Annotated in this window: 21 protein-coding genes; all 21 read right to left on the bottom strand. The window is 44.4% G+C overall.

What is annotated here, in order from left to right; all coding sequences use genetic code 11:
• Positions 1 to 19: 19 nt before the first annotated feature.
• The gene (locus MHI52_RS11620) at positions 20 to 2,092 is read right to left on the bottom strand and encodes a chemotaxis protein CheA (protein WP_036609342.1); all 2,073 of its coding nucleotides are present in this window, start codon (positions 2,090 to 2,092) and stop codon (positions 20 to 22) included.
• 32 nt (positions 2,093 to 2,124) lie between these two features.
• The gene (cheB, locus tag MHI52_RS11615; protein WP_047842490.1) at positions 2,125 to 3,567 is read right to left on the bottom strand and encodes a chemotaxis-specific protein-glutamate methyltransferase CheB; all 1,443 of its coding nucleotides are present in this window, start codon (positions 3,565 to 3,567) and stop codon (positions 2,125 to 2,127) included.
• 32 nt (positions 3,568 to 3,599) lie between these two features.
• On the bottom strand, positions 3,600 to 4,487 hold the full coding sequence (locus tag MHI52_RS11610) for a MinD/ParA family protein (RefSeq protein WP_127543761.1): 888 nt from the start codon (positions 4,485 to 4,487) through the stop codon (positions 3,600 to 3,602).
• Entirely contained in the window at positions 4,484 to 5,836 is a 1,353-nt protein-coding gene (gene flhF, locus MHI52_RS11605) for a flagellar biosynthesis protein FlhF (RefSeq protein WP_047842488.1), read from the bottom strand. The genes MHI52_RS11610 and flhF overlap by 4 nt, the downstream gene beginning before the upstream one ends.
• On the bottom strand, positions 5,833 to 7,866 hold the full coding sequence (gene flhA, locus MHI52_RS11600) for a flagellar biosynthesis protein FlhA (protein WP_036670372.1): 2,034 nt from the start codon (positions 7,864 to 7,866) through the stop codon (positions 5,833 to 5,835). Before flhA ends, flhF begins: the two co-directional genes overlap by 4 nt.
• A gap of 25 nt (positions 7,867 to 7,891) precedes the next feature.
• The gene (gene flhB, locus MHI52_RS11595; RefSeq protein ID WP_174806417.1) at positions 7,892 to 8,974 is read right to left on the bottom strand and encodes a flagellar biosynthesis protein FlhB; all 1,083 of its coding nucleotides are present in this window, start codon (positions 8,972 to 8,974) and stop codon (positions 7,892 to 7,894) included.
• Positions 8,975 to 8,997: 23 nt separating this feature from the next.
• Positions 8,998 to 9,786, bottom strand: coding sequence for a flagellar biosynthetic protein FliR (fliR, locus tag MHI52_RS11590; protein ID WP_036609353.1), 789 nt, complete (start codon positions 9,784 to 9,786; stop codon positions 8,998 to 9,000).
• Between the two features lie 10 nt (positions 9,787 to 9,796).
• Positions 9,797 to 10,066, bottom strand: a complete 270-nt coding sequence (gene fliQ / locus MHI52_RS11585) for a flagellar biosynthesis protein FliQ (RefSeq protein WP_017689172.1) — start codon at positions 10,064 to 10,066, stop codon at positions 9,797 to 9,799.
• A gap of 25 nt (positions 10,067 to 10,091) precedes the next feature.
• On the bottom strand, positions 10,092 to 10,847 hold the full coding sequence (gene fliP, locus MHI52_RS11580) for a flagellar type III secretion system pore protein FliP (protein ID WP_036609355.1): 756 nt from the start codon (positions 10,845 to 10,847) through the stop codon (positions 10,092 to 10,094).
• On the bottom strand, positions 10,844 to 11,380 hold the full coding sequence (locus MHI52_RS11575) for a flagellar biosynthetic protein FliO (RefSeq protein ID WP_100529395.1): 537 nt from the start codon (positions 11,378 to 11,380) through the stop codon (positions 10,844 to 10,846). The genes fliP and MHI52_RS11575 overlap by 4 nt, the downstream gene beginning before the upstream one ends.
• A gap of 11 nt (positions 11,381 to 11,391) precedes the next feature.
• A complete protein-coding gene (locus tag MHI52_RS11570) occupies positions 11,392 to 11,757 on the bottom strand; it encodes a response regulator (RefSeq protein ID WP_017689175.1) in 366 nt (121 codons plus the stop codon).
• Between the two features lie 28 nt (positions 11,758 to 11,785).
• Positions 11,786 to 13,060, bottom strand: coding sequence for a flagellar motor switch phosphatase FliY (gene fliY / locus MHI52_RS11565; RefSeq protein WP_150367668.1), 1,275 nt, complete (start codon positions 13,058 to 13,060; stop codon positions 11,786 to 11,788).
• Positions 13,050 to 14,048, bottom strand: coding sequence for a flagellar motor switch protein FliM (gene fliM / locus MHI52_RS11560; protein ID WP_339188217.1), 999 nt, complete (start codon positions 14,046 to 14,048; stop codon positions 13,050 to 13,052). The genes fliY and fliM overlap by 11 nt, the downstream gene beginning before the upstream one ends.
• A gap of 40 nt (positions 14,049 to 14,088) precedes the next feature.
• The gene (locus MHI52_RS11555; protein ID WP_339188219.1) at positions 14,089 to 14,550 is read right to left on the bottom strand and encodes a flagellar basal body-associated FliL family protein; all 462 of its coding nucleotides are present in this window, start codon (positions 14,548 to 14,550) and stop codon (positions 14,089 to 14,091) included.
• Complete coding sequence (locus MHI52_RS11550) at positions 14,550 to 14,771, bottom strand: flagellar FlbD family protein (RefSeq protein ID WP_169478481.1); 222 nt, start codon at positions 14,769 to 14,771, stop codon at positions 14,550 to 14,552. Before MHI52_RS11550 ends, MHI52_RS11555 begins: the two co-directional genes overlap by 1 nt.
• 67 nt (positions 14,772 to 14,838) lie before the next feature.
• Positions 14,839 to 15,654, bottom strand: coding sequence for a flagellar basal body rod protein FlgG (gene flgG / locus MHI52_RS11545; protein ID WP_339188222.1), 816 nt, complete (start codon positions 15,652 to 15,654; stop codon positions 14,839 to 14,841).
• Positions 15,655 to 15,735: 81 nt separating this feature from the next.
• Complete coding sequence (locus MHI52_RS11540) at positions 15,736 to 16,119, bottom strand: TIGR02530 family flagellar biosynthesis protein (RefSeq protein WP_047842481.1); 384 nt, start codon at positions 16,117 to 16,119, stop codon at positions 15,736 to 15,738.
• Positions 16,116 to 16,673, bottom strand: coding sequence for a flagellar hook capping FlgD N-terminal domain-containing protein (locus MHI52_RS11535; protein ID WP_339188225.1), 558 nt, complete (start codon positions 16,671 to 16,673; stop codon positions 16,116 to 16,118). Before MHI52_RS11535 ends, MHI52_RS11540 begins: the two co-directional genes overlap by 4 nt.
• Before the next feature lie 19 nt (positions 16,674 to 16,692).
• Complete coding sequence (locus MHI52_RS11530; protein WP_340982838.1) at positions 16,693 to 18,081, bottom strand: flagellar hook-length control protein FliK; 1,389 nt, start codon at positions 18,079 to 18,081, stop codon at positions 16,693 to 16,695.
• 39 nt (positions 18,082 to 18,120) lie between these two features.
• Positions 18,121 to 19,062, bottom strand: coding sequence for a MotE family protein (locus MHI52_RS11525; RefSeq protein ID WP_036609363.1), 942 nt, complete (start codon positions 19,060 to 19,062; stop codon positions 18,121 to 18,123).
• Between the two features lie 43 nt (positions 19,063 to 19,105).
• Complete coding sequence (gene fliJ, locus MHI52_RS11520) at positions 19,106 to 19,558, bottom strand: flagellar export protein FliJ (protein WP_340982839.1); 453 nt, start codon at positions 19,556 to 19,558, stop codon at positions 19,106 to 19,108.
• Between the last annotated feature and the right edge of the window lie 3 nt (positions 19,559 to 19,561).

Raw genomic sequence — 19,561 nt, 5'->3', positions numbered from 1 at the left:
GTAAGACTTAGCTCTATGCTTATTTAATAAATGCATTAGGATCAAGAATCAGGGCTACTTGCCCATCTCCGAGAATGGTTGCTCCAGAGATTCCTTCAATAGCAGGAAGATAGGTTCCCATTGATTTGAGAACAATCTCACTTTGTCCAATAAATTCTTCAACAGCTACGGCTGCAAGACGGTCGCCTTTGCGAATCACGACAATTTCTGTTTCTTGCTCATCAGCGTCATTGAAATCCGGTACAGAGAATACTTCGCTCAAAGACAAGTACGGAATAAGTGACTCACGGAACGTGATCATTTTATTGCCGTGAATATTACGAACTTGCTCACGCTGTACAATGGCCGTCTCTACAATGGAAGACAACGGAACAGCATATTTCTCAGAACCAAGTCGTACAAGCATTGCAGCAATAATGGATAGTGTCAACGGAAGCTGAACAGAGAAGTTCGTGCCTTTGCCTGGAGTTGAATGAATCGTTACATTACCGCCAAGCGAAGTGATCTTCGATTTTACTACATCCAAGCCAACACCCCGGCCAGAGATATCCGAGATAATATCAGCAGTACTAAAACCAGGTGCGAACAACAGCTGATTCACTTCATCATCACTCATTTTGGCACCTTGTTCTTCGGTTACAACACCACGTTTGATCGCGGTTTTCAAAAGCTTGTCGCGATAGATACCTTTACCATCATCTTCAATTTCGATAAATACGTGATTTCCACTGTGGAAGGCACGCAGGTTTACTGTACCCATCTCTGGTTTACCTGCAGCTACACGCTCTGCAATGGATTCCACACCATGGTCAACCGCGTTACGCAGTAAATGCACAAGCGGATCACCAATCTCATCAATTACCGTACGATCCAGTTCCGTCTCAGCACCTGTAATCACCAGATCGATTTTTTTATCAAGTGTCTTAGCCAGATCACGGATCATGCGCGGGAATCGATTAAATACGGTATCTACCGGAACCATTCGCAATTTCAGTACAATATTTTGCAAATCTGTGCTAACTCGACTTAAATGAGCTACTGTATCGGATAAATCATTGTTGCCTGTTTCACTGGCCAGTTGCTCCAGACGTGAACGGTCAATCAACAATTCACTGAACAGGTTCATCAATACGTCGAGACGTTCAATATCCACACGAATGGTACGTGAAGGTGCAGCAGCTTGCTTCGGTGCAGCTGTTTTAGCTGGTGCCGTTGTGGTTTCTTCTTTGGGTACAGAATTCTTATCCGGCGAAGCAACCTCAGCTACAGCTGTTGGTGCGGGTGGCGCTTCAACTGTAGCTGCTACCTGATTGGCCATCTGCTGAAGAGTCTCCTGATCCAGTTGAATGAGCTTTGCACTTTCAATTTCAGAGATACTCATGATGCCTTCTTCCAGTTCGTGCGCTTCTTTAGTTGTTATGTAATACAACGAGAAACTGCGCTCAAACTTCTCCTGCTCAATATCCTGAACGGATGGGTAAGCCTTAACGACTTCACCTGAACGTTCCAGCATATCAAAGACCATATAAGCCCGTACACCTTTTAACTGGCTATGCTCGCTAACAAGCACATCCACGTAGAACACACGATGACCTTCGGCGATCGACTGATCCAGCACTGAATATTGGAATTCATCCAGCTCCACAGCCGAAGAGATTGAAGCGTTAGCCGGCTTGTTTGTTTCTGTAGCAGGTCCATTTCCGTTTGTCATTTCACCATTTTCAATGGCTTGAAGTGAAGCTACGATCGACGATACATCTGCTTTACCTTGTCCACCTTCGGTAATATCCTGAACCATAGTTTCCAAAGCGTCCAGACTCTTGAACATGGTATCAAAAATGTAATCCTGCATTTTCAACTTCTCATTACGAACCAGATCCAACACATTTTCCATTTTATGTGTCAGTGATGCCAAATCTTCAAAGCCCATAGTTGCTGCCATACCCTTCAAGGTATGAGCAGAGCGGAATATAACCTGAACTATGCCCAGGTCTTCCGGATTGCCTTCAAGTTGAAGCATGTTTTCGTTAAGCGATTGCAGATGATCATTAGACTCATCAATAAACATGGATAAATATTGGTTCATGTCCATTGTGAGGCACCTCCTCCGTGAGTTACACTCCGTTATTTCACTGCTTGAACAAGTTTAGAAGCAATCTCCTGCAATGGCAGAAGATGACGAACGCATTGCAGCTCTACAGCAGAACGCGGCATACCATATACAACACATGTTTCTTCATTCTCGGCAAAGGTTGATGTAACTCCGGCTTCGTATAATCTCTTCATCATACGTGCTCCATCACTTCCCATTCCCGTTAGCAAAACAAGATGCCTTTGTAAAGATGTAAACGGCAGAAGTGACTCAAACATCGTATCCACTGAAGGTCTATGGCCATTCACTGGTTGATCTTCAGTCAACTTCACGATAAACTTCCCGTCTGCTGTTTTGTTAACTTTCACATGGAATCCGCCGGGTGCTATATAGGCGGTTCCTTTTTTCAGAACCATGCCCTCTTCAGCTTCAACCACATGCAGTGGACTGAATGTATTCAATCGTTGAGCCAGAGAACGTGTGAAATTGGGCGGCATATGCTGCACAATAATGACCGGTGCAGGCAAATCAGCAGGCAACTGCTCGAGCAATGTCTTGAGAGCCCTCGGTCCACCCGTAGAACAACCTATTGCCACAAGTTTGTTGAATGGTCCTTCCAGTCCCCCTCCACCTTTGGGAACAGGATTAGGCTTGATTACATCCTTGGCTTTTGCAGAGGCAGAAGTTGCCGCTATTTGATCAGCTGCCACTCTAGCTGCATTAGGTAGTCGAACTTCCTTTGGAGTCTGTACTGGATTAGCTGACCTCACTGCTTTTTCTGCCTTCGTACCCAAATTACGCTCAGCCTTTGGCAAAGGCTCTGGTTTATTCTCTACGCGACCTGGTTTTGAAGGTGACAATGGTTCAATTGGTTTCTTTGCTTTGGCCTGAAAGGCTTCAGTCCGCTCTCGAAGAGAGCGTTGGATCGTCTCGACAGGTTCGATCGTTTTTTTCACAGGCTCCGCTCGATCCCTAGCCGGCAGTTCTTTCTGCACTGGCTGAGTTGGGGGAGCAACTGCTCCTCGCAACATGTCTCTATTTTTCATGGATAACTCACGATCAGCTTTTCTTTTAATCTCATTCATCGCAGCTCGCATGCGCTCAACCAAGGCTTTACCAACTTGAGCAATATCCTGGTCATGTGAAATAGATGGTTTGCGAATGAAGTCAAATGCCCCAGCTTCAAGCGCCATAATGGTTTCTTTCATGCCTTGTTCATTGATACCAGAGAGCATAATCACAGGAACGAAAGATTCCTTCATAATTGATTTTAATGCATCCAACCCATTCATTTCGGGCATCTCAACGTCCATTGTAATAATATCGGGTTTCAATTCTAGTGATTTTTGAATCGCTTCTCTACCGTTTGATGCCGTTGCTGTAACCTTGAATTCTGGATCCGCTTGGATCAAATCCGTAACAATCTTACGCATAAAAGCGGAATCATCGACAACCAATACTTGATACGCCGCCATGTTGTGTCACCCCTGTTTCCTTTATTCAGAAATCATGTTGTCCGTTTAAGCCACTTATTCATAAATCCCCTGATTCCTGTCAAGGTTCCGGATCCCGGAGTTGCAGGTACAGCCAGATAACGAAGAGCAAGTTTCTCTATATCTTTAGAGGCTTTGGCATTGGGATAAGCCAGACTATAGGGCATTTGCCTTTTAACCGCCTTGACTACCTGAGCGTCTTCTGAAATATACCCAAGCAGCGGAATATCCGTCTGCAAAAACCGCCTCGCCACTCCAGCTATTTTTTCTGCCACCCGTTCCGCTTCTCGTTCGTCTTCCACCCGGTTAACGATCATCCGAAAGGGCGTAGCATTTTCCTGGCCGTGCATAACTTTGACTAAAGCATAAGCATCGGTTATTGAAGTCGGTTCAGGTGTAGTTATAATCAGGCATTCATCAGCAGCACCGATGAACTTCATATTCTCTCTGGAGAGTCCTGCCCCAGTGTCAAAGATGACATAATCCATTTCCTGGGCAATATCCTCGACTTGACTAGCGAAAAACTCCAGATCACGATCAGACAATGAGAACAACTCTTTCATGCCCGATCCTCCAGCAATGTAAGGCAAGCCACTGGCACCCAGTTGTATGATTTCCCTTATGGATTTTTGTCGGTACAACAGGTGGTAAAGATTATAGGAAGAAGACGTACCCATAAGAACATCAATATTAGCCATTCCAATATCGGCATCAAATACAAGTACCTTTTGCCCCAAAGCCTGCAATGCCAAGGCAAAGTTCAGTGTGAAATTGGATTTGCCAACACCTCCCTTACCACTGGCCACAGTAATGATTTTCGAGGATCGAATATCTCGCTCAATGCCTTCCATTTCCAATGGCGCGGAGACCATACTTCGAAGTGCAGCTGCCTGATCCTTCATTGTGACCATTCTCCCAGCAACTGTTTGGACAACGAATCTGCATCTGGTTTCAACAAATCGTCCGGAACATTTTGTCCATTTGCCACATATGCGAGCTTGAGTGGAAAACGGTGTAACAAGTTAAATAGCGGACCGCAGCTCCCAGTCTCATCCATTTTGGTGAAAATCACCTTATCCAGTCCATATTTACTGAAATGTTCAGTGATCTGCACCATATCAGCACTTTTGGAAGTCATACTCATGACCAGAAAGGTTTCGCTATTCTCTACAGGAGCAAGCAAACTTTGCAGTTCTGAAACAAGTAATTCATTTCTGTAGTTTCTACCCGCTGTATCCATAAAGATCAAATCACAATTCTCTAATCGAGAAATGGCACGTTGTGTATCCCCGGGCGATTGTACAACCTCAAGTGGAACATTCAGTATAGATGCATACGTTCTAAGCTGTTCTACCGCCGAGATCCGATACGTATCTGATGTAATGAATCCCACTTTACGCTGTTTTTTGAACATTTGTTCAGCAGCCAATTTTGCAATTGTCGTAGTTTTCCCTACACCGGTTGGTCCAGCTACATAGACGATTCGCGTGGTAGGAAGAATGCCTTCTTCAATACGTTGCTCCAAAAAGTGCATAACCTCAAGCTTCACTATTTGCTCTACACCCTGTTCTTTTAATCCATCCTCAGACCGTTTTGCTTGAATTGAATCAAACCAGGATTCCCACACTTCAGGCCAAACATCTTGTTCTGTCAAACGTTCTCGGATCGTATGCAGTTCCTCTGGCACAGGGTCTGCAGAAGTACCTTGCTTTGAAAGCCTGGTCACCATCTGTTTAAGATCCTGCAATTCAGTCATCAACTTATCCTGCTGCAGGTCTGAACCTGTTGGCTTCGGACCAGTTGTTGAACCCGAAAAATCCGCCCCTTGCGGTCGCGGTTTATGATCCGTGCTCGAAGAACCTGAGCCGCTGTCTATGTTTGAACCGATATTACGCGATTCAAACACAGACGGTGCAGCCGCAGATTGGTCCTGTACACTTTGATCAGCTGTATTCGTTGCCACCGACTCATCAGAAGCCGCAACAAACGAACGAGCTGTTTGCCGATAAGCCTCAGGTACAAATGCACGAGGTACAGGTGTGAATTGATTTTGTACTGGCTTTGTTGTTTGCTTGTTTTCTTCCTTATCCACTGCAGCTACAACTTCGATCCGTTTTTTGCGAAACATTCCCATCACACCGCCCACCTTAATCTCTTTGGTGGACAGAATAACGGCATCACTTCCCAGGTCTTTGCGAATTTGAAGCATAGCTTCGGGCATGGTCTCAACAACGTATTGTTTTACTCTCATAAGTTCACCACCCCGATACTTTGAATTTCAACATTCGGCTCCAACTCGCTGTAGGAAAGCACAGGAATGTCCTGCATAGTACGTTCAATAACCTGACGCAGATACATCCGAATGGTTGGAGAAGTTAATACAACAGGTTGTTGACCTGATTGAATCAAACGGTTCACTTGTTCACTGAGCTTCTGATATACACTTTGTGTAGATACGGGGTCTAGCGCAAGATAACTGCCTTGATCCGATTGTTGCACACTTTCAGCAATTTTCTTCTCAAGACCAGGTCCAACCGTAATCACTCGAAGTGTCTCACCTTTCTGTGAGAACTGCTGAGTAATCTGACGTGAGAGGGATTGTCTGACGTATTCAGTCAGCACATCAGGATCTTTCGTATACGTACCATAGTCAGCCAGTGTCTCGAAGATGGTCACCATATCTCGAATAGATATTTTCTCACGCAATAACTTGGCAAGCACTTTCTGTACATCACCAATGGAAAGTAGAGAAGGGATCAGTTCATCCACAAGGGCAGAGTAGTTCTCTCTGAGATTATCCACAAGTGCTTTTGTCTCTTGTCTTCCAAGTAACTCATGCGCATGTTTCTTAATCAGTTCCGTCAGATGTGTAGCCACAACGGAAGGCGGGTCAACAACCGTATATCCTGCAAGTTCGGCTCTGTCTTTGGTCACTTCATCTATCCATAGTGCTGGAAGCCCAAAAGCAGGCTCCGTCGTTTCAATACCTGTCACAGACTCCTCATCATAGCCAGGACTCATGGCAAGGTAATGATTCAACAACAGTTCTCCGCCACCTACCACATTACCCTTGATTTTGATAACATACTCATTGGGTCTGAGCTGGATATTATCTCGAATCCGTATAACCGGAACGACCAACCCCAGTTCAAGAGCACACTGCCTCCGAATCATAATGATCCGATCCAATAAGTCCCCACCCTGCTGATTATCAGCAAGCGGGATTAAACCATAACCAAATTCAAACTCAATAGGGTCCACCTGAAGCAGGTTAATTACACTTTCAGGACTTCTAACCTCTTCAATCTGCTGTTCTTCTTCCAACTGTTCTTCCGCTACTTGTTTCAAATTCAGATTATTCTGCATACGCCACGCGGCATATGCCAACACACCTGCCAACGGAAGCGTAGTAATAACATGAATTGGTGTGAAGAAACCGAGCATGGCAATAACGAAAGCTACGATATAAATTAGTATTGGATATGTAAACAGTTGCCCCGTAATATCATCTGCCAGGTTTCCTTCTGAAGACGCTCTGGTGACGATAAGTCCTGCTGCTGTGGAAATAAGCAGAGCAGGGATTTGGCTTACCAATCCATCTCCGATAGTCAGTACAGAGTACGTTGACATTGCATCTGCAAAAGCCATCCCATGCACAGTCATACCGATTATAAATCCACCAATGAGATTGATCAGGAGGATGATAATACTTGCAATTGCGTCACCTTTTACGAATTTACTTGCTCCATCCATCGCTCCATAGAAATCGGCTTCACGTTCAATTTTGGAACGACGCTCACGAGCTTGTTGCTCGTTGATCAGACCCGCATTCAGATCCGCATCAATACTCATTTGTTTACCAGGCATCGCATCAAGGGTGAATCGGGCAGCAACTTCAGCTACGCGCTCAGACCCCTTTGTAATAACGATAAACTGAACGACAACGAGGATCAAAAACACGATAAATCCAATTGCAATCTGTCCTCCAGCAATCCAGCTACCAAAGGTAGCAACTACAGCTCCAGCATCCCCTTCACCAAGAATTAGCTTGGTAGTCGAAATGTTCAGAGCCAGTCGGAATAGTGTAGTGATCAACAGCAAAGCTGGAAAAATAGAAAACTGCAACGCTTCTTTGCTGTTCATTGCAACAAGGAGTATCATCAGTGCAATTGAAATATTGACGACCAGCAACAAGTCCAACAGCCAGGTTGGGATCGGAAGAATCATCATCAACACAATGCCAATGATACCCGCAAGGACAGCTATATCTTTAATCTTCAATGAATGTACGGCCTCCGATCCCCTTTTATTTCGTTCTGCCCTTTAGTTTATATACATAAGCCAGCACTTCAGCTACCGCTTGAAACAAATCGGCCGGTATAGCGTCACCAATCTCGGCTCTCTGGAACAATGCCCGTGCCAGCGGCTTGTTTTCCATCGTAATAACACCGTTTTCTTTGGCTATTTCCTTAATACGCAAGGCGACATAATCCTGACCTTTGGCAATAATCTGTGGTGCCTCCATCTCGGAACCTTCATACTTTAGCGCAACCGCAAAGTGGGTCGGGTTCGTGATGATTACATCCGCATTTGGCACTTCCTGCATCATACGCTGCATAGCCATACGACGCTGGCGTTCCCGGATTTTACCTTTGATCAGCGGATCACCTTCCATTTTCTTGTACTCGTCTTTGATGTCTTGCTTGGACATACGAATCTTCTTCTCATGGTCATACTTCTGATACATGTAATCAAATATCGCAAGTATCATTAATGCCACTGCAATCTTGATACCAAGACTTAAAGTGATCGACGCAGCGAAATGTAAAATAGCATCCAATGAAAAATGAGAAAGTGAAGCAATATCTGACTGGTAGCCTTTAATTGTACTGTAAACGAGATAACCGATAAGCGACATTTTCAAAATGGATTTAGCAAATTCCACTAATGAGCGGAGAGAGAATATATTTTTGAAACCTTTAATCGGGTCCAGTTTCTCAAGTTTTGGCTTCAAACCTTCCCCTACAAGAAGAAAACCAACTTGCATGTAGTTAACGATTAAAGCAACCAGTAACGCACCCAGCAAAACGGGAGCGATCAATAACAAAACTTCAATGCCATAGCGCATCATAAGCGCCATCACATTCTCTCCGGTGATATCCATACTCAATCGATTGATGAAGATATCTGTAAACAGACGAACTATACGTTCTTTATAGAAATTGCTGAATACCATCATGATCAAAAACACGATTAGGAGAATGGATGCGCCAGATAGTTCAGCGCTTTTTACAACCTGTCCTTTTTTTCGTGTATCCTGTCTCTTTTTCGGGGTAGCTTTCTCCGTCTTCTCCCCTGAAAACAACTGGAGGTCGAGTTGAAGTTTCATCCGTGTCTTTTCCTCCGTTTCACTCAGCCGGGCCTTTGTCCAATGGTTCCAAGCAATTTTTCCATCGATCTGAATATCGCTTCGAACAATTGACTAAATACAAAGGAGAAACTGGGAACCAGCAAAAGCAAAATAGCAAGACCAACGAGTAACTTAAGCGGCAACCCAACTGCAAATACATTAAATTGAGGAGCAGTTTTGGCCAAAAAACCCAATCCAACATCCGTCAAAAACAACGCAACTACAATCGGAGCCGACATCTGAAAAGCCAGCATAAATGATTGACCTAAGGTCTGAATCAAAAATTCAGCAATACTTCCATCTGCCAACCGTAGGAAAAACACATTAGATAATGGTACCCACCGGTAACTGTAAACTATCGCATCCAGCAAATAATGGTGACCATTCATTGTCAGAAACAGAAGCATAGCAAATGCATACTTCAAGTTACCCGTAAGTGGAGCTGAAGCACCTGTCATTGGATCGTATACATTGGCCATACCAAAACCGATCTGTAGATCGATAAAGGTCCCCGCAGTCTGAACAGCCGTCATCAACAGATAAGCCACAAAACCTAAAAGCAGGCCAATTAGAATCTCTCTGATGATCAATAAGACATAACTCAGGTCTGTGGGTACGGTCTGGTCTATTCCGTAAATCAGATAGACAGATAATGTGACAAATGCAGAGATACCTATTTTAACTGAAGCCGGCACATTTCGAGCCGAAAAAACTGGCGCAGTTACAAAAAATGATGTGATTCGACAAAACATAAGCAGAGCGACAGGGAAACTTTGCAACAATGTCTCCATCTGCTAAAGCCTACCCTATGTATCTGTATAGATTATCGAGAATGTTAAACGTGAAATCGACCAAGATATTTAAGATCCAAGGTCCAAACAAAAGTACTGACAGAAGTACGGCAACAATCTTGGGCACAAAAGCTAATGTTTGTTCCTGAATTTGAGTTGTCGCTTGAAAAATACTGATTGCAAGTCCTACAACCAGAGCTAGTATAAGCATAGGTGCGCTGGCCAGCAATGACGTGTATACCGCTTTCCCGGCCAGACCGATAATAAATTCCGAAGTCATGACCGTCCTCCTTTAACTTTCCGGATCAAGTATTAAAACTCAGTAACAGTGACTTGACAACCAGATACCACCCGTCCACAAGGACAAAGAGCAGTATTTTGAAAGGTAATGAGATCATGACCGGCGGAAGCATCATCATCCCCATTGCCATGAGTGTACTCGCGACAACAATGTCTATAACCAGAAACGGAATAAAAATCATAAACCCCATTTGGAATGCTGTCTTCAACTCACTGATTACATATGCCGGCACCATAACAGTAATTGGGATATCCTGATAGGTCTTTGGTTGTTCAGTCTGATTGTACTTCATAAACAGCAGAAGATCTTTTTCTCTGGTGTGACTAAACATAAATTTCTTCATGGGATCCGCTGCTTTTTCAAGTGCCTCGGTTTGCGTAAGCTCTCCCTGGAGATAGGGCTGAAGCGCTACCTGATTTATGGAAGACAACGTCGGCGACATAATGAAAAGTGTCAGAAATAGCGCCAAACCGACCAGCACCTGATTGGGTGGCATTTGTTGTGTACCCAAAGATGTACGTATAAAACCGAGCACAATTACAATCCGGGTAAAACTGGTCATCAGTACAAGCATTGCTGGAGCAATACTAAGCACTGTAATTAACAGAATGATGGACAGTGAACTCGTGCTTGGTGTCCCTCCATCACCGTTTCCAATCTGAATATCAATATTCGGAATGGGTTCGGCAAAGGCAACCGTTACAGATGCCAGACTGATAAGTCCTAATAAACAACACGCTAACCAAATCTTTTTCTTCATGAATCCCTCGACCGATCTGTAGTATTGTCTTTATCCAGGAGCTTTTCCATCTTCTCTTTACGGTTAGGCATCTGCCGAAGTTTGGATTCAAACATTTCGTGAAAAGAAGTTGTGTCCTCTAGTTCCATTTCCCGCGGCGGTTCTTCTTTACGGAAACGTTTTGTGAGCTTGGCAATGAGAGGTGAGAGATTTCCTTGTTGTGCAGCAGCATCTCGTTCGAAGGAATCAATGATTCTTTGGGCCTCTTCCAAATCCGAAACCTTATCTATCAACTGGATGTCTTCACCTACACCAAGCAGATATACACACCCACCAATTTCCATAATTTGCAACGACTTGTTTTGCCCCAGTCCAACTCCGCCCAGGGTACGAATTGTGCCGTGCCGGAACATTTGCTGATTCCTTTTGTTTAGAAAACGGATCAGATAAACAATAAGGGCCAGGATGACGGCCAGGACAACAATCACCCATACAAGCTGTAAATAATAATTACTTCCCACGCCAGCTCCTCCTGGAATATCACCCTGAGCCATCATCATGTCTCTTAAACGCCCAGTGTCTTGCTGATCGCTTCGATAACCCGGTCAGATTGGAACGGTTTAACGATAAAGTCTTTAGCACCTGCTTGAATAGCGTCGATTACCATCGCTTGTTGACCCATCGCGGAGCACATAATTACTTTAGCGTTAGCATCAATCTTCTTGATTTCTTTCAAAGCTGCAATGCCGTCCATCTCAGGCATCGTAATATCCATTGTGATTAGATCCGGACGAAGCTCTTTAAATTTCTCAATTGCTTGTGAGCCATCCTGTGCCTCACCAACAACCTCATATCCATTTTTGGACAAAATGTCCCGGATCATCATTCTCATAAATGCAGCGTCGTCTACGACTAAAATTCGGTTTGCCATCTTGATTTAAGTCCTCCCTAAATTGTGCTTATTGTAATTTCTGAATTCGGTCCCATTGGCTAACGATATCTATAACACGAACACCAAAGTTTTCGTCAATAACGACAACTTCTCCCTTGGCGATCAGTTTGTTATTCACCAAAATATCGACAGGTTCCCCGGCTAACTTATCCAGTTCGACAATCGAACCCTGTGACAGTTCCAAAATATCTTTAATTTGCTTCTGGGTCCTTCCTAATTCTACGGTGACCTTAAGGGGAATGTCCATCAATAAATTCAAATTGTTTTCGTCTACCTGACCATACGCCCCATTTTGCAAATTGGCGAATTGAACTGGTTGTACGTTAACATTCCTATTTGGCATTCCACCGTAATGTTGAGGTGCACCATAAGGTTGCTGCGGTGGCATGCCATACGGCTGCTGTGGCGGCATTCCTTGAGGCATACCCATCGGGGCCTGTCCATATCCGTTATAGTCCTGAGCAGGCTGTTGTGGAGCCTGTGGAGCCTGTTGGTGCTGAACGGGCGGTTGCTCCGCAACCGGTGGTGGCGTTGCTGGTACAGCTGCTGGCGCAGGTTCAGGTGTTGATGCCACTGGTGCGCTGGCTGTTGACTCCTGAGCGCCTCCAATCAGCATATCTACCATGTTTTTGGCAAAATGTACTGGAAGCAACTGCATCAGATTGGAATCGATCAGATCCCCGATTAACAAACGAAATGAAACTTGGATAAGGGTCTCATCTGCTGGAAGATTACTTACACCCTCTCCACTCTCCAGATTGAGAATATCAATTCCCGGAGGGGAAATATTCACAAAACGATTAAAAATGGTGGACATTGAGGTTGCAGAGGAACCCATCATCTGGTTCATCGCTTCCTGTACTGCACTAATATGGATTTCATTCAGTTCTTCATCGACCGGATTTCCTTCGCCACCCAACATCAAATCAGCGATGACTTGAGCATCTCTCTTCTTGATAACAAGTGAGTTAATACCTTCGAATCCATCCACGTAATTCACATGAACGGCAACATGTGGCTTAGGAAAAGCTTCTTCAAACTGCGTTCGACTAATGATAGAAACTTTAGGTGTTGTAATATCTACTTTGAGGCCTAATAGCGTGGACAAGGCTGTTGCCGCGCTACCAAATGTAATGTTACCAATCTCCCCCAAGGCATCCTGCTCCAGCTCGGTCAAAAAATCATCAACCGTCTTTTCAGCGGGTTCCGAGCTGTTTATCGATTCCGATTGCCTGAGCAAAGCATCGATTTCTTCTTGGGATAAATAATCCTTACTCGTCAAATTCTTCAACTCCTTCGGTGACAATCTTGTCTATTTGCACAGCCACACGGTCTTTGATTGTCCCCGGACTGCCCATGTATTTCAGTTTGTCACCCACTTTAATGGAAAGTCCCTCATCAACTGGTTTGTTCAACGTAATGACATCGCCAACGGACAGACCCAGAAATTCTGCAATTGAAATTCTCGATTCTCCCAATTCCGCAACGATTGGTAACTTGGCTTTGTTCACACGCTCTTTTAGAGCATCATACTCCTCCGGAGCTCTCGTTTTCTTCTCCGAAACAAACCACTGATGAGTTGACAACCGTGACATAATAGGTTCAAGAACGACATGCGGTATACATAGATTGATCATGCCTGTCGTGTCACCAATTTTGGTACTGAGCGAGATCAGAGCAATGGTCTCATTGGGAGATACAATCTGCATAAATTGCGGATTGGTCTCGAGCGCTTCCATCCTTGGGGAAATATCCAACACGGTCTTCCATGCTTCTTGCAAACTTTCAAATGCTCGGCTGAATATCCGCTCCATGATGGTCGTCTCAATCTCCGTCATCGATGCGATCTTGGTTGGAGCAGTTCCGGTTCCACCAAGCAGGCGATCCAACATCGCATATCCCACGTTCGGATGGACTTCCATCACCATTCGTCCCTGTAGTGGCTCCGCTTCAAAAATGTTCAATATCGTCATCTTAGGAATAGAACGGATAAACTCATCATAAGGCAACTGTTCGACCTGAACGACATTGATTTGAACGAACGTCCGCAGTTGGGCTGAAAAATAAGTGGTGAGAAAGCGTGCAAAGTTTTCGTGAATACGAGTCAAGCTTCTGATATGGTCTTTGGAGAAACGCACTGCCCGCTTAAAATCGTATGATCTAATTTTCTTCTGAGTATCTTCCTTCTTCAATTCTTCTGCGTCCATCTCACCAGAAGAAAGGGCTGCTAATAGGGCATCAATCTCATTCTGTGATAATACATCCACCATGTTCTCACCCCCTTACAGGTCTACAGCGTGTTCTGTTCATTTACATTGGCGCTATAACAATGTCTGAAAAACTAGTGCTTTTCAATTTCGGCTCAGGCAATGCCTCATTAATCAGACCTGTCAGTTTCTCATTGAATTGTTTCATACCCTTGGCCGAACTCAGTTCCTCAGCCTTGGTGTCTGCAAGTGCCTGAATAATAATAGGCTTCACCGTAATGCTTTTAATTTTCTCAAAATCTTCTTTGGCTGTTTTATCAGATAAAATGAAAGAAAAACTAACCATAATAATACGATCCGGATCGGCCATATTCGTTTTAATCTGTGCAAGCTCTGAGGATACCTCTACAATTTCATCCGCAGTCATTTTTTTTTCTTCAGCAGCTGCCGCCGTATGTGTGTCGTTCTTATTCCCGGTCTGTCCTTGCATAAATACAAACACAACCACCACAATGAGTGTTATTGCCAGCAACATTGTTGCAAGCCAGGGCATCATTTTTTTCATCAGGATTCCTCCGTTTGCTGCACTTTAATAGTGGCTGCCTGAACCCCGATTTCACGGTTGTAATCTTTAATTTTGGAAATAACTTCATCGGCTTTCTCAAGCACAATCAATCTCTTTCCAGTCACCAGAGTAACATACGTGTCAGGCGTCTCTTCCACAATCTCAACCATCAGCGCATTTAACCACATGGGAGAACCATTTAACCGCGTAACCGAAATCATGCTAAGCCCCCTCGATCAGAGTGGGAGGAGCAAGCTCCTCCACATTTTAAAAATCACTAATCAGCTATTAACGTTTCAGGTTAACAACTTCCTGAAGTATTTCATCCGACGTTGTAATGATCCGGGAGTTGGCCTGGAATCCACGCTGAGCTACGATCATCTCAGTAAACTCTCCAGTCAGATCCACGTTAGACATCTCGAGCTGTCCAGCAACGATTGCTCCTGTTCCGTCCTCAGCACTGTTCGCTGTTAATGGTTCCAACGCCCCATCCGGATTCGCGTTTGCTGTCATACGATACAAGTTGCCCCCAATTTTCTCAAGACCTTCTGGATTGACAACTTTACCTATTCCAAGCTGTGGACCCGCTTCGATGGTTCCGTCTGCCATGGTTTGGTTGATTGTTCCATCCTGACCTATCGTGAAGGAAACAACATCATCCGGTATCGTAATATTTCCACCACCGTTATCCAGAACAAACAATCCATCCGAAGTCAAAAGGTTACGTGCAGCATCCACATGGAAATCTCCTGCACGAGTCAGGTAAGGTACTTCCTGATCTTCACTCAAACGTACCAAGAAGAATCCATCTCCATTAATCCGAAGATCTGTTGGATTATTCGTTGTCATTGGGCTACCTGCCAGATGCAACGTATCAATTGAACCTACCGTTACACCAAGACCGATTTGTTTCGCATTGACACCACCACTTGCATCGCCAGGGGCAGTTACCCCTGCCGTAGTTTGGCTCATAATATCTTTGAACATAACCCGACTGCCTTTGAAGCCAACCGTGTTTACGTTCGCAATATTGTTACCAATTACGTCGAGTTTTGTTTGGAAACCCCGCATCCCGGAAACGCCTGAGTACATTGATTTTATCATTTTTAAAAATCCTCCCAGTCTTCATTTGGTTACCGCATCAGTCGGTCAGCGGCATTCCGGCTCCCGAGAAGGGCCAGCCGGTTAAGAAATGATTACAGCACTATCAATCTGAGTGAACACATTATCCTTCATGCTCTCACTATCCATAGCTGTAACCACAGTACGATTTTTGACATTGACGATAAAAGCCATATCCTGCATTAAAATCAATGACTCTTTGGCTCCTTTGGCAGCAGCTTTGTCCAAAGCAGAACCAATCTGTTCCATTTGCTCAGTCTTGAGTTCAATACCACGCTGTTCCAATCGTTTGGCAGCATGATTGCTCAATTTCAGAAGATTATCTTCCAGCACTTTTGCAAAAGGTTTTTCGGGTATAGCCGAAGCTTCTCCCGTTTTGGGTCTTTGAAGCATATTCGGTGTAATCGGGCCTGCGTATAATTGTCCAACCGTTATGCGATCACTCATATCGTTTTCCCGCTATCTTCCGTATCACCCGTTTCAGCGGATGATTCAACTTCTTGGCTCTCGTTCGTTTCAGGGGCTACATCCTGAACGTTCTGTACCGGAGTTTGACTCTCTTCTGCCTTTTTTGGATAATTCACCTGAATGATCTCATCCAGCTTAATCTCGTCGTTGCCTACTTTTGCGTATTGAACGCTATCTCTTACAATGATGGAATCTACAATACCCTGACGAAGAGTTCCGTTATCATCTTTATTAGAAGAAAGCCAACTTACCTCCATGCCAATCATGCCGGATACAGCACCAAGGGACTGGTTCAATGTTTTAAGTTGCGTAGAAATATTGACCAGTTGTTCCACTGAGCTGAACTGTGCCATTTGAGCGATAAATTCCTTATCCTCCATCGGCTGCATCGGGTCTTGATTTTGTAGCTGGGTAATCAGGATTTTTAGAAACTGATCTTTACCCAATTCTTTTGTTGCAGCACTTGTGGTTGCTTTATTAGCTGCCGAATAGTTCGGCCAGGTATTATTCGTTGAAACAATTTCATTAGCCATATGCTCACCTCATTTCTGTTTAAGCCTCAGCACTAAACGTATCTCTCTGTAATTCATTTCCTTCGACTTGCTCGCTACGCCAGTTACGCAATTCTTCTTGAATCCCTGCTGTAGCTATAGCATCATCCGATTGTTCCTCACGCTCACGCGAACGGCGTTGTTGTTGAGAGTTACTTCCCGGCTGACGGCCTCCGTCCTGATACATCTGTGATCCGATTGAACTGTTCTGGGTAACCTCAAGTCGTTCCACTTGAATTCCCTGGGCTTGAAGTGAAGAACGCAGTTGCGTCATTTGTTGTTCAAGCATGTCTTTAGCCATCGTATGTTCAGTCATAAACCGTGCAACCAGCTGCCCGTTCTGCAAGGTAATTTGAACATCCAACTTACCTAGATGCTCAGGCCGAAGTGAGATGGTCGCCTCGGAAAATCCTTTTTGCTGGACAATATCCAGCTTGTTAACAACAAACTGTGTCATTTCCTTGGCAAACTGTGATGTTTGCATTACAGGTTCAGCCGGTTTTCCTGCTGTAGTACCTGATGAACGCAAGGACAGCTCTCCTGCAGTAATGATGGTTGAGTGTTCCACTTCTCCACCTGCATTTGAAGTAGATGTTGTCTCAACCTCAGCTTTCACTTGGGTTCCAGAATTCGCCACTGCCGCAACAAGAACTTGTGGTACGACCAAATCCTGTTTGGATGTTTGAAGCCTAGTACTTGGAGCGACCTGTGCAGTCTGATCCTTAACTGCAGTCAATGTATCCAGTATGGATTTCAGTTCAGTCCATCCTTTGTTACTAGTGGTATCCACTCCAGCCTCTTGAAGCTGACTCTGCAGAGATTGTAACAAATGTTTGAATTCAGGAGCGTTCTTCGCAACGTTACTCTCAGGATCATTCATTCCAGCTACTAATTGTGTAAGCATATCTTGCAGAACAAAACGTACTGCTGCAGGATGCTGCGACAGTTCAATTGCGGGTACTGTTTTTACACTTTCCGCTCCGTTCGAAGACTCGTCGGAACCTTCTGCATTAGTACCTGAAGGATCACTTAATTGTGTATACATCTGTTGAATCAGAGTTTGCAAACCTGCAAGTAGAGCTGGGTCATTTTCCAAAGCTTCGTCAAGTGAATCCAAGTCCGTGAACAACGAATTCAGTATATCTGTGATTGATGCCGCTTCTCCTTCTTCACTTGTAGCAAAGGAAAACAACAACGGATTGGCAGTTAAACTTCCAGTAGCGCTTGAACTGTCACCTTCTGTGTTTCCTCCAGATAGCGATTGTGCAAGAGTTTGGAGAAATTCACCGCTAGCACCTACAGCTGAACCTTTCGATTGTGCTCCGGTTGTCTGACCTGTCCCCGTTGCTTTTGCAGATGCTGTGGATGCCATTTGATATACAATCGACATTTATTTTCACCTCCTCTCGGTTATACAGAGTAATCAGTTCTACTTGTTACCCATTAATCTGTTCAAAATTTTTGCAGTTTCAACCGAATCCTCTGAAGACATGTTCTCAAGCAATTGAGAGCGTGTTGCATCATCTACTGAATTCAGGATGGTCAATGTTTTGTCAGGACTTAACTTGTATGTTTCCAATAATAGCTTGGCACCACTTGAAGCAGACATCGAAGCAAATGTTTGACTAAGCTGGTTTTTATCCAGGTTTTTGCTTGTGGTTGTGGATGCAGTTGAAGTTGCTGTGGTTTCTTTCTTCAATCTGGATTGCAGCGCATCCAGCGCCAGATCCCCGGACGGTTTGGCATCCTTCATCATCATGGTGACATCGGCTGCCGTTTTCGGGTCCATCTTTTCAAGCACCTTGGTCCGAGCAGATGACTGCATGGCATTCAACAACAATACCATTTCCTCATTCGTCATATTTTGCAAAATCGGTGCAGCTTTGCTTGGGCTCATGTCCGCATACATTTTAGCCAAATCTTTGATTTGTTTCTGATAATCAGATTCCGTTTCGGGCGTTGCTGCTGTAGCCGTTTCAGCCGCTTTTTCCGCATCATCCAACTTCTTCTGAAGGTCCGTGGCCTTCTTTGCTTCAGTTGTTGTCGCTTCCTGTGCTGCCTTGAGCTCTGTTTCTTTGGCAGTTACTTGGGATTTCAGCTTTTCGATTGTGGCTTCAGCACTTTCAACCTGCTGCTCACTCTTCTCCAGCTTCTCCTTCTCCGGATCCAGTACAGGATCAGGTACCCATTCCTTAACTACCGGTATCTTGTTGGCAAATTCAAACAAATTATTACGAATATCTACATTAAATAGCGTAAGTAGTACACCTAGCAATACCACGGTGAATACAATCGGGATAGAAATCATGAGAAACTTTTCCCAACCGCCTCCCGACTCTTTTTCCATGTCGCTATCATCTTTAACAGCCATCGTTTATTCCTCCTTCACGAGACAACTTCGCGTCCGGCTCACATCAATTCGCGCGTCCGGCTTTGGCAGCGAAGCGTACAGTAGCCATCTCGTCCAGATCGTTCTGTTCCCGGAGGAGCATCTCCTGCTGAAATTTGATTTTTGCCTTGTCTCTCGCTCCAAGCCATACTTTTTCATCAACCATCTTACCGTTCAGAAACGTCTGATTCCGTTGCACATTGACCTGAGCATGTTTAACATCACTGTTTTTGCGTGAAATGCACTCGTCAAGGTGATGTACATAACGCTGCATCTCCTGCAGACTGTTTACAGACGCTGTATTTTTCGTAGCAGATTGGATAATGCCGATCAGATTACTTCTATCATTAAGAAGTTGTATCAGATGTTCTTCCTCCGTCTGAAGTTTACCGATCGCTGTGGATAACATCCACTCTGCCTGTGTTTTTTCATTACTCTTCAGGTCAACAACTTTCTGGAAATGATATCGAAATTTCATCGT

The sequence above is a fragment of the Paenibacillus sp. FSL H8-0283 genome, assembly GCF_045040675.1.
Lineage (GTDB): Bacteria > Bacillota > Bacilli > Paenibacillales > Paenibacillaceae > Paenibacillus > Paenibacillus amylolyticus.
Note: the sequence above shows the minus strand (reverse complement) of the source record. Positions and strands in the feature narration are given on the sequence as shown.

What these genes read in the sequence shown, in the direction of transcription:
- MHI52_RS11550 (WP_169478481.1), bottom strand. Translation starts at nt 14,771, where the DNA reads ATGATTTCGGTTACGCGGTTAAATGGTTCTCCCATGTGGTTAAATGCG.
- fliJ (WP_340982839.1), bottom strand. Translation starts at nt 19,558, where the DNA reads ATGAAATTTCGATATCATTTCCAGAAAGTTGTTGACCTGAAGAGTAAT.
- cheB (WP_047842490.1), bottom strand. Translation starts at nt 3,567, where the DNA reads ATGGCGGCGTATCAAGTATTGGTTGTCGATGATTCCGCTTTTATGCGT.
- MHI52_RS11570 (WP_017689175.1), bottom strand. Translation starts at nt 11,757, where the DNA reads ATGGCAAACCGAATTTTAGTCGTAGACGACGCTGCATTTATGAGAATG.
- fliP (WP_036609355.1), bottom strand. Translation starts at nt 10,847, where the DNA reads ATGAAGAAAAAGATTTGGTTAGCGTGTTGTTTATTAGGACTTATCAGT.
- MHI52_RS11620 (WP_036609342.1), bottom strand. Translation starts at nt 2,092, where the DNA reads ATGGACATGAACCAATATTTATCCATGTTTATTGATGAGTCTAATGAT.
- flhF (WP_047842488.1), bottom strand. Translation starts at nt 5,836, where the DNA reads ATGAGAGTAAAACAATACGTTGTTGAGACCATGCCCGAAGCTATGCTT.
- MHI52_RS11555 (WP_339188219.1), bottom strand. Translation starts at nt 14,550, where the DNA reads ATGAAAAAAATGATGCCCTGGCTTGCAACAATGTTGCTGGCAATAACA.
- MHI52_RS11610 (WP_127543761.1), bottom strand. Translation starts at nt 4,487, where the DNA reads ATGAAGGATCAGGCAGCTGCACTTCGAAGTATGGTCTCCGCGCCATTG.
- MHI52_RS11575 (WP_100529395.1), bottom strand. Translation starts at nt 11,380, where the DNA reads ATGGCTCAGGGTGATATTCCAGGAGGAGCTGGCGTGGGAAGTAATTAT.
- flgG (WP_339188222.1), bottom strand. Translation starts at nt 15,654, where the DNA reads ATGATAAAATCAATGTACTCAGGCGTTTCCGGGATGCGGGGTTTCCAA.
- MHI52_RS11530 (WP_340982838.1), bottom strand. Translation starts at nt 18,081, where the DNA reads ATGTCGATTGTATATCAAATGGCATCCACAGCATCTGCAAAAGCAACG.
- fliQ (WP_017689172.1), bottom strand. Translation starts at nt 10,066, where the DNA reads ATGACTTCGGAATTTATTATCGGTCTGGCCGGGAAAGCGGTATACACG.
- MHI52_RS11535 (WP_339188225.1), bottom strand. Translation starts at nt 16,673, where the DNA reads ATGGCTAATGAAATTGTTTCAACGAATAATACCTGGCCGAACTATTCG.
- fliR (WP_036609353.1), bottom strand. Translation starts at nt 9,786, where the DNA reads ATGGAGACATTGTTGCAAAGTTTCCCTGTCGCTCTGCTTATGTTTTGT.
- flhB (WP_174806417.1), bottom strand. Translation starts at nt 8,974, where the DNA reads ATGAAACTTCAACTCGACCTCCAGTTGTTTTCAGGGGAGAAGACGGAG.
- MHI52_RS11525 (WP_036609363.1), bottom strand. Translation starts at nt 19,062, where the DNA reads ATGGCTGTTAAAGATGATAGCGACATGGAAAAAGAGTCGGGAGGCGGT.
- MHI52_RS11540 (WP_047842481.1), bottom strand. Translation starts at nt 16,119, where the DNA reads ATGAGTGATCGCATAACGGTTGGACAATTATACGCAGGCCCGATTACA.
- fliM (WP_339188217.1), bottom strand. Translation starts at nt 14,048, where the DNA reads ATGGTGGATGTATTATCACAGAATGAGATTGATGCCCTATTAGCAGCC.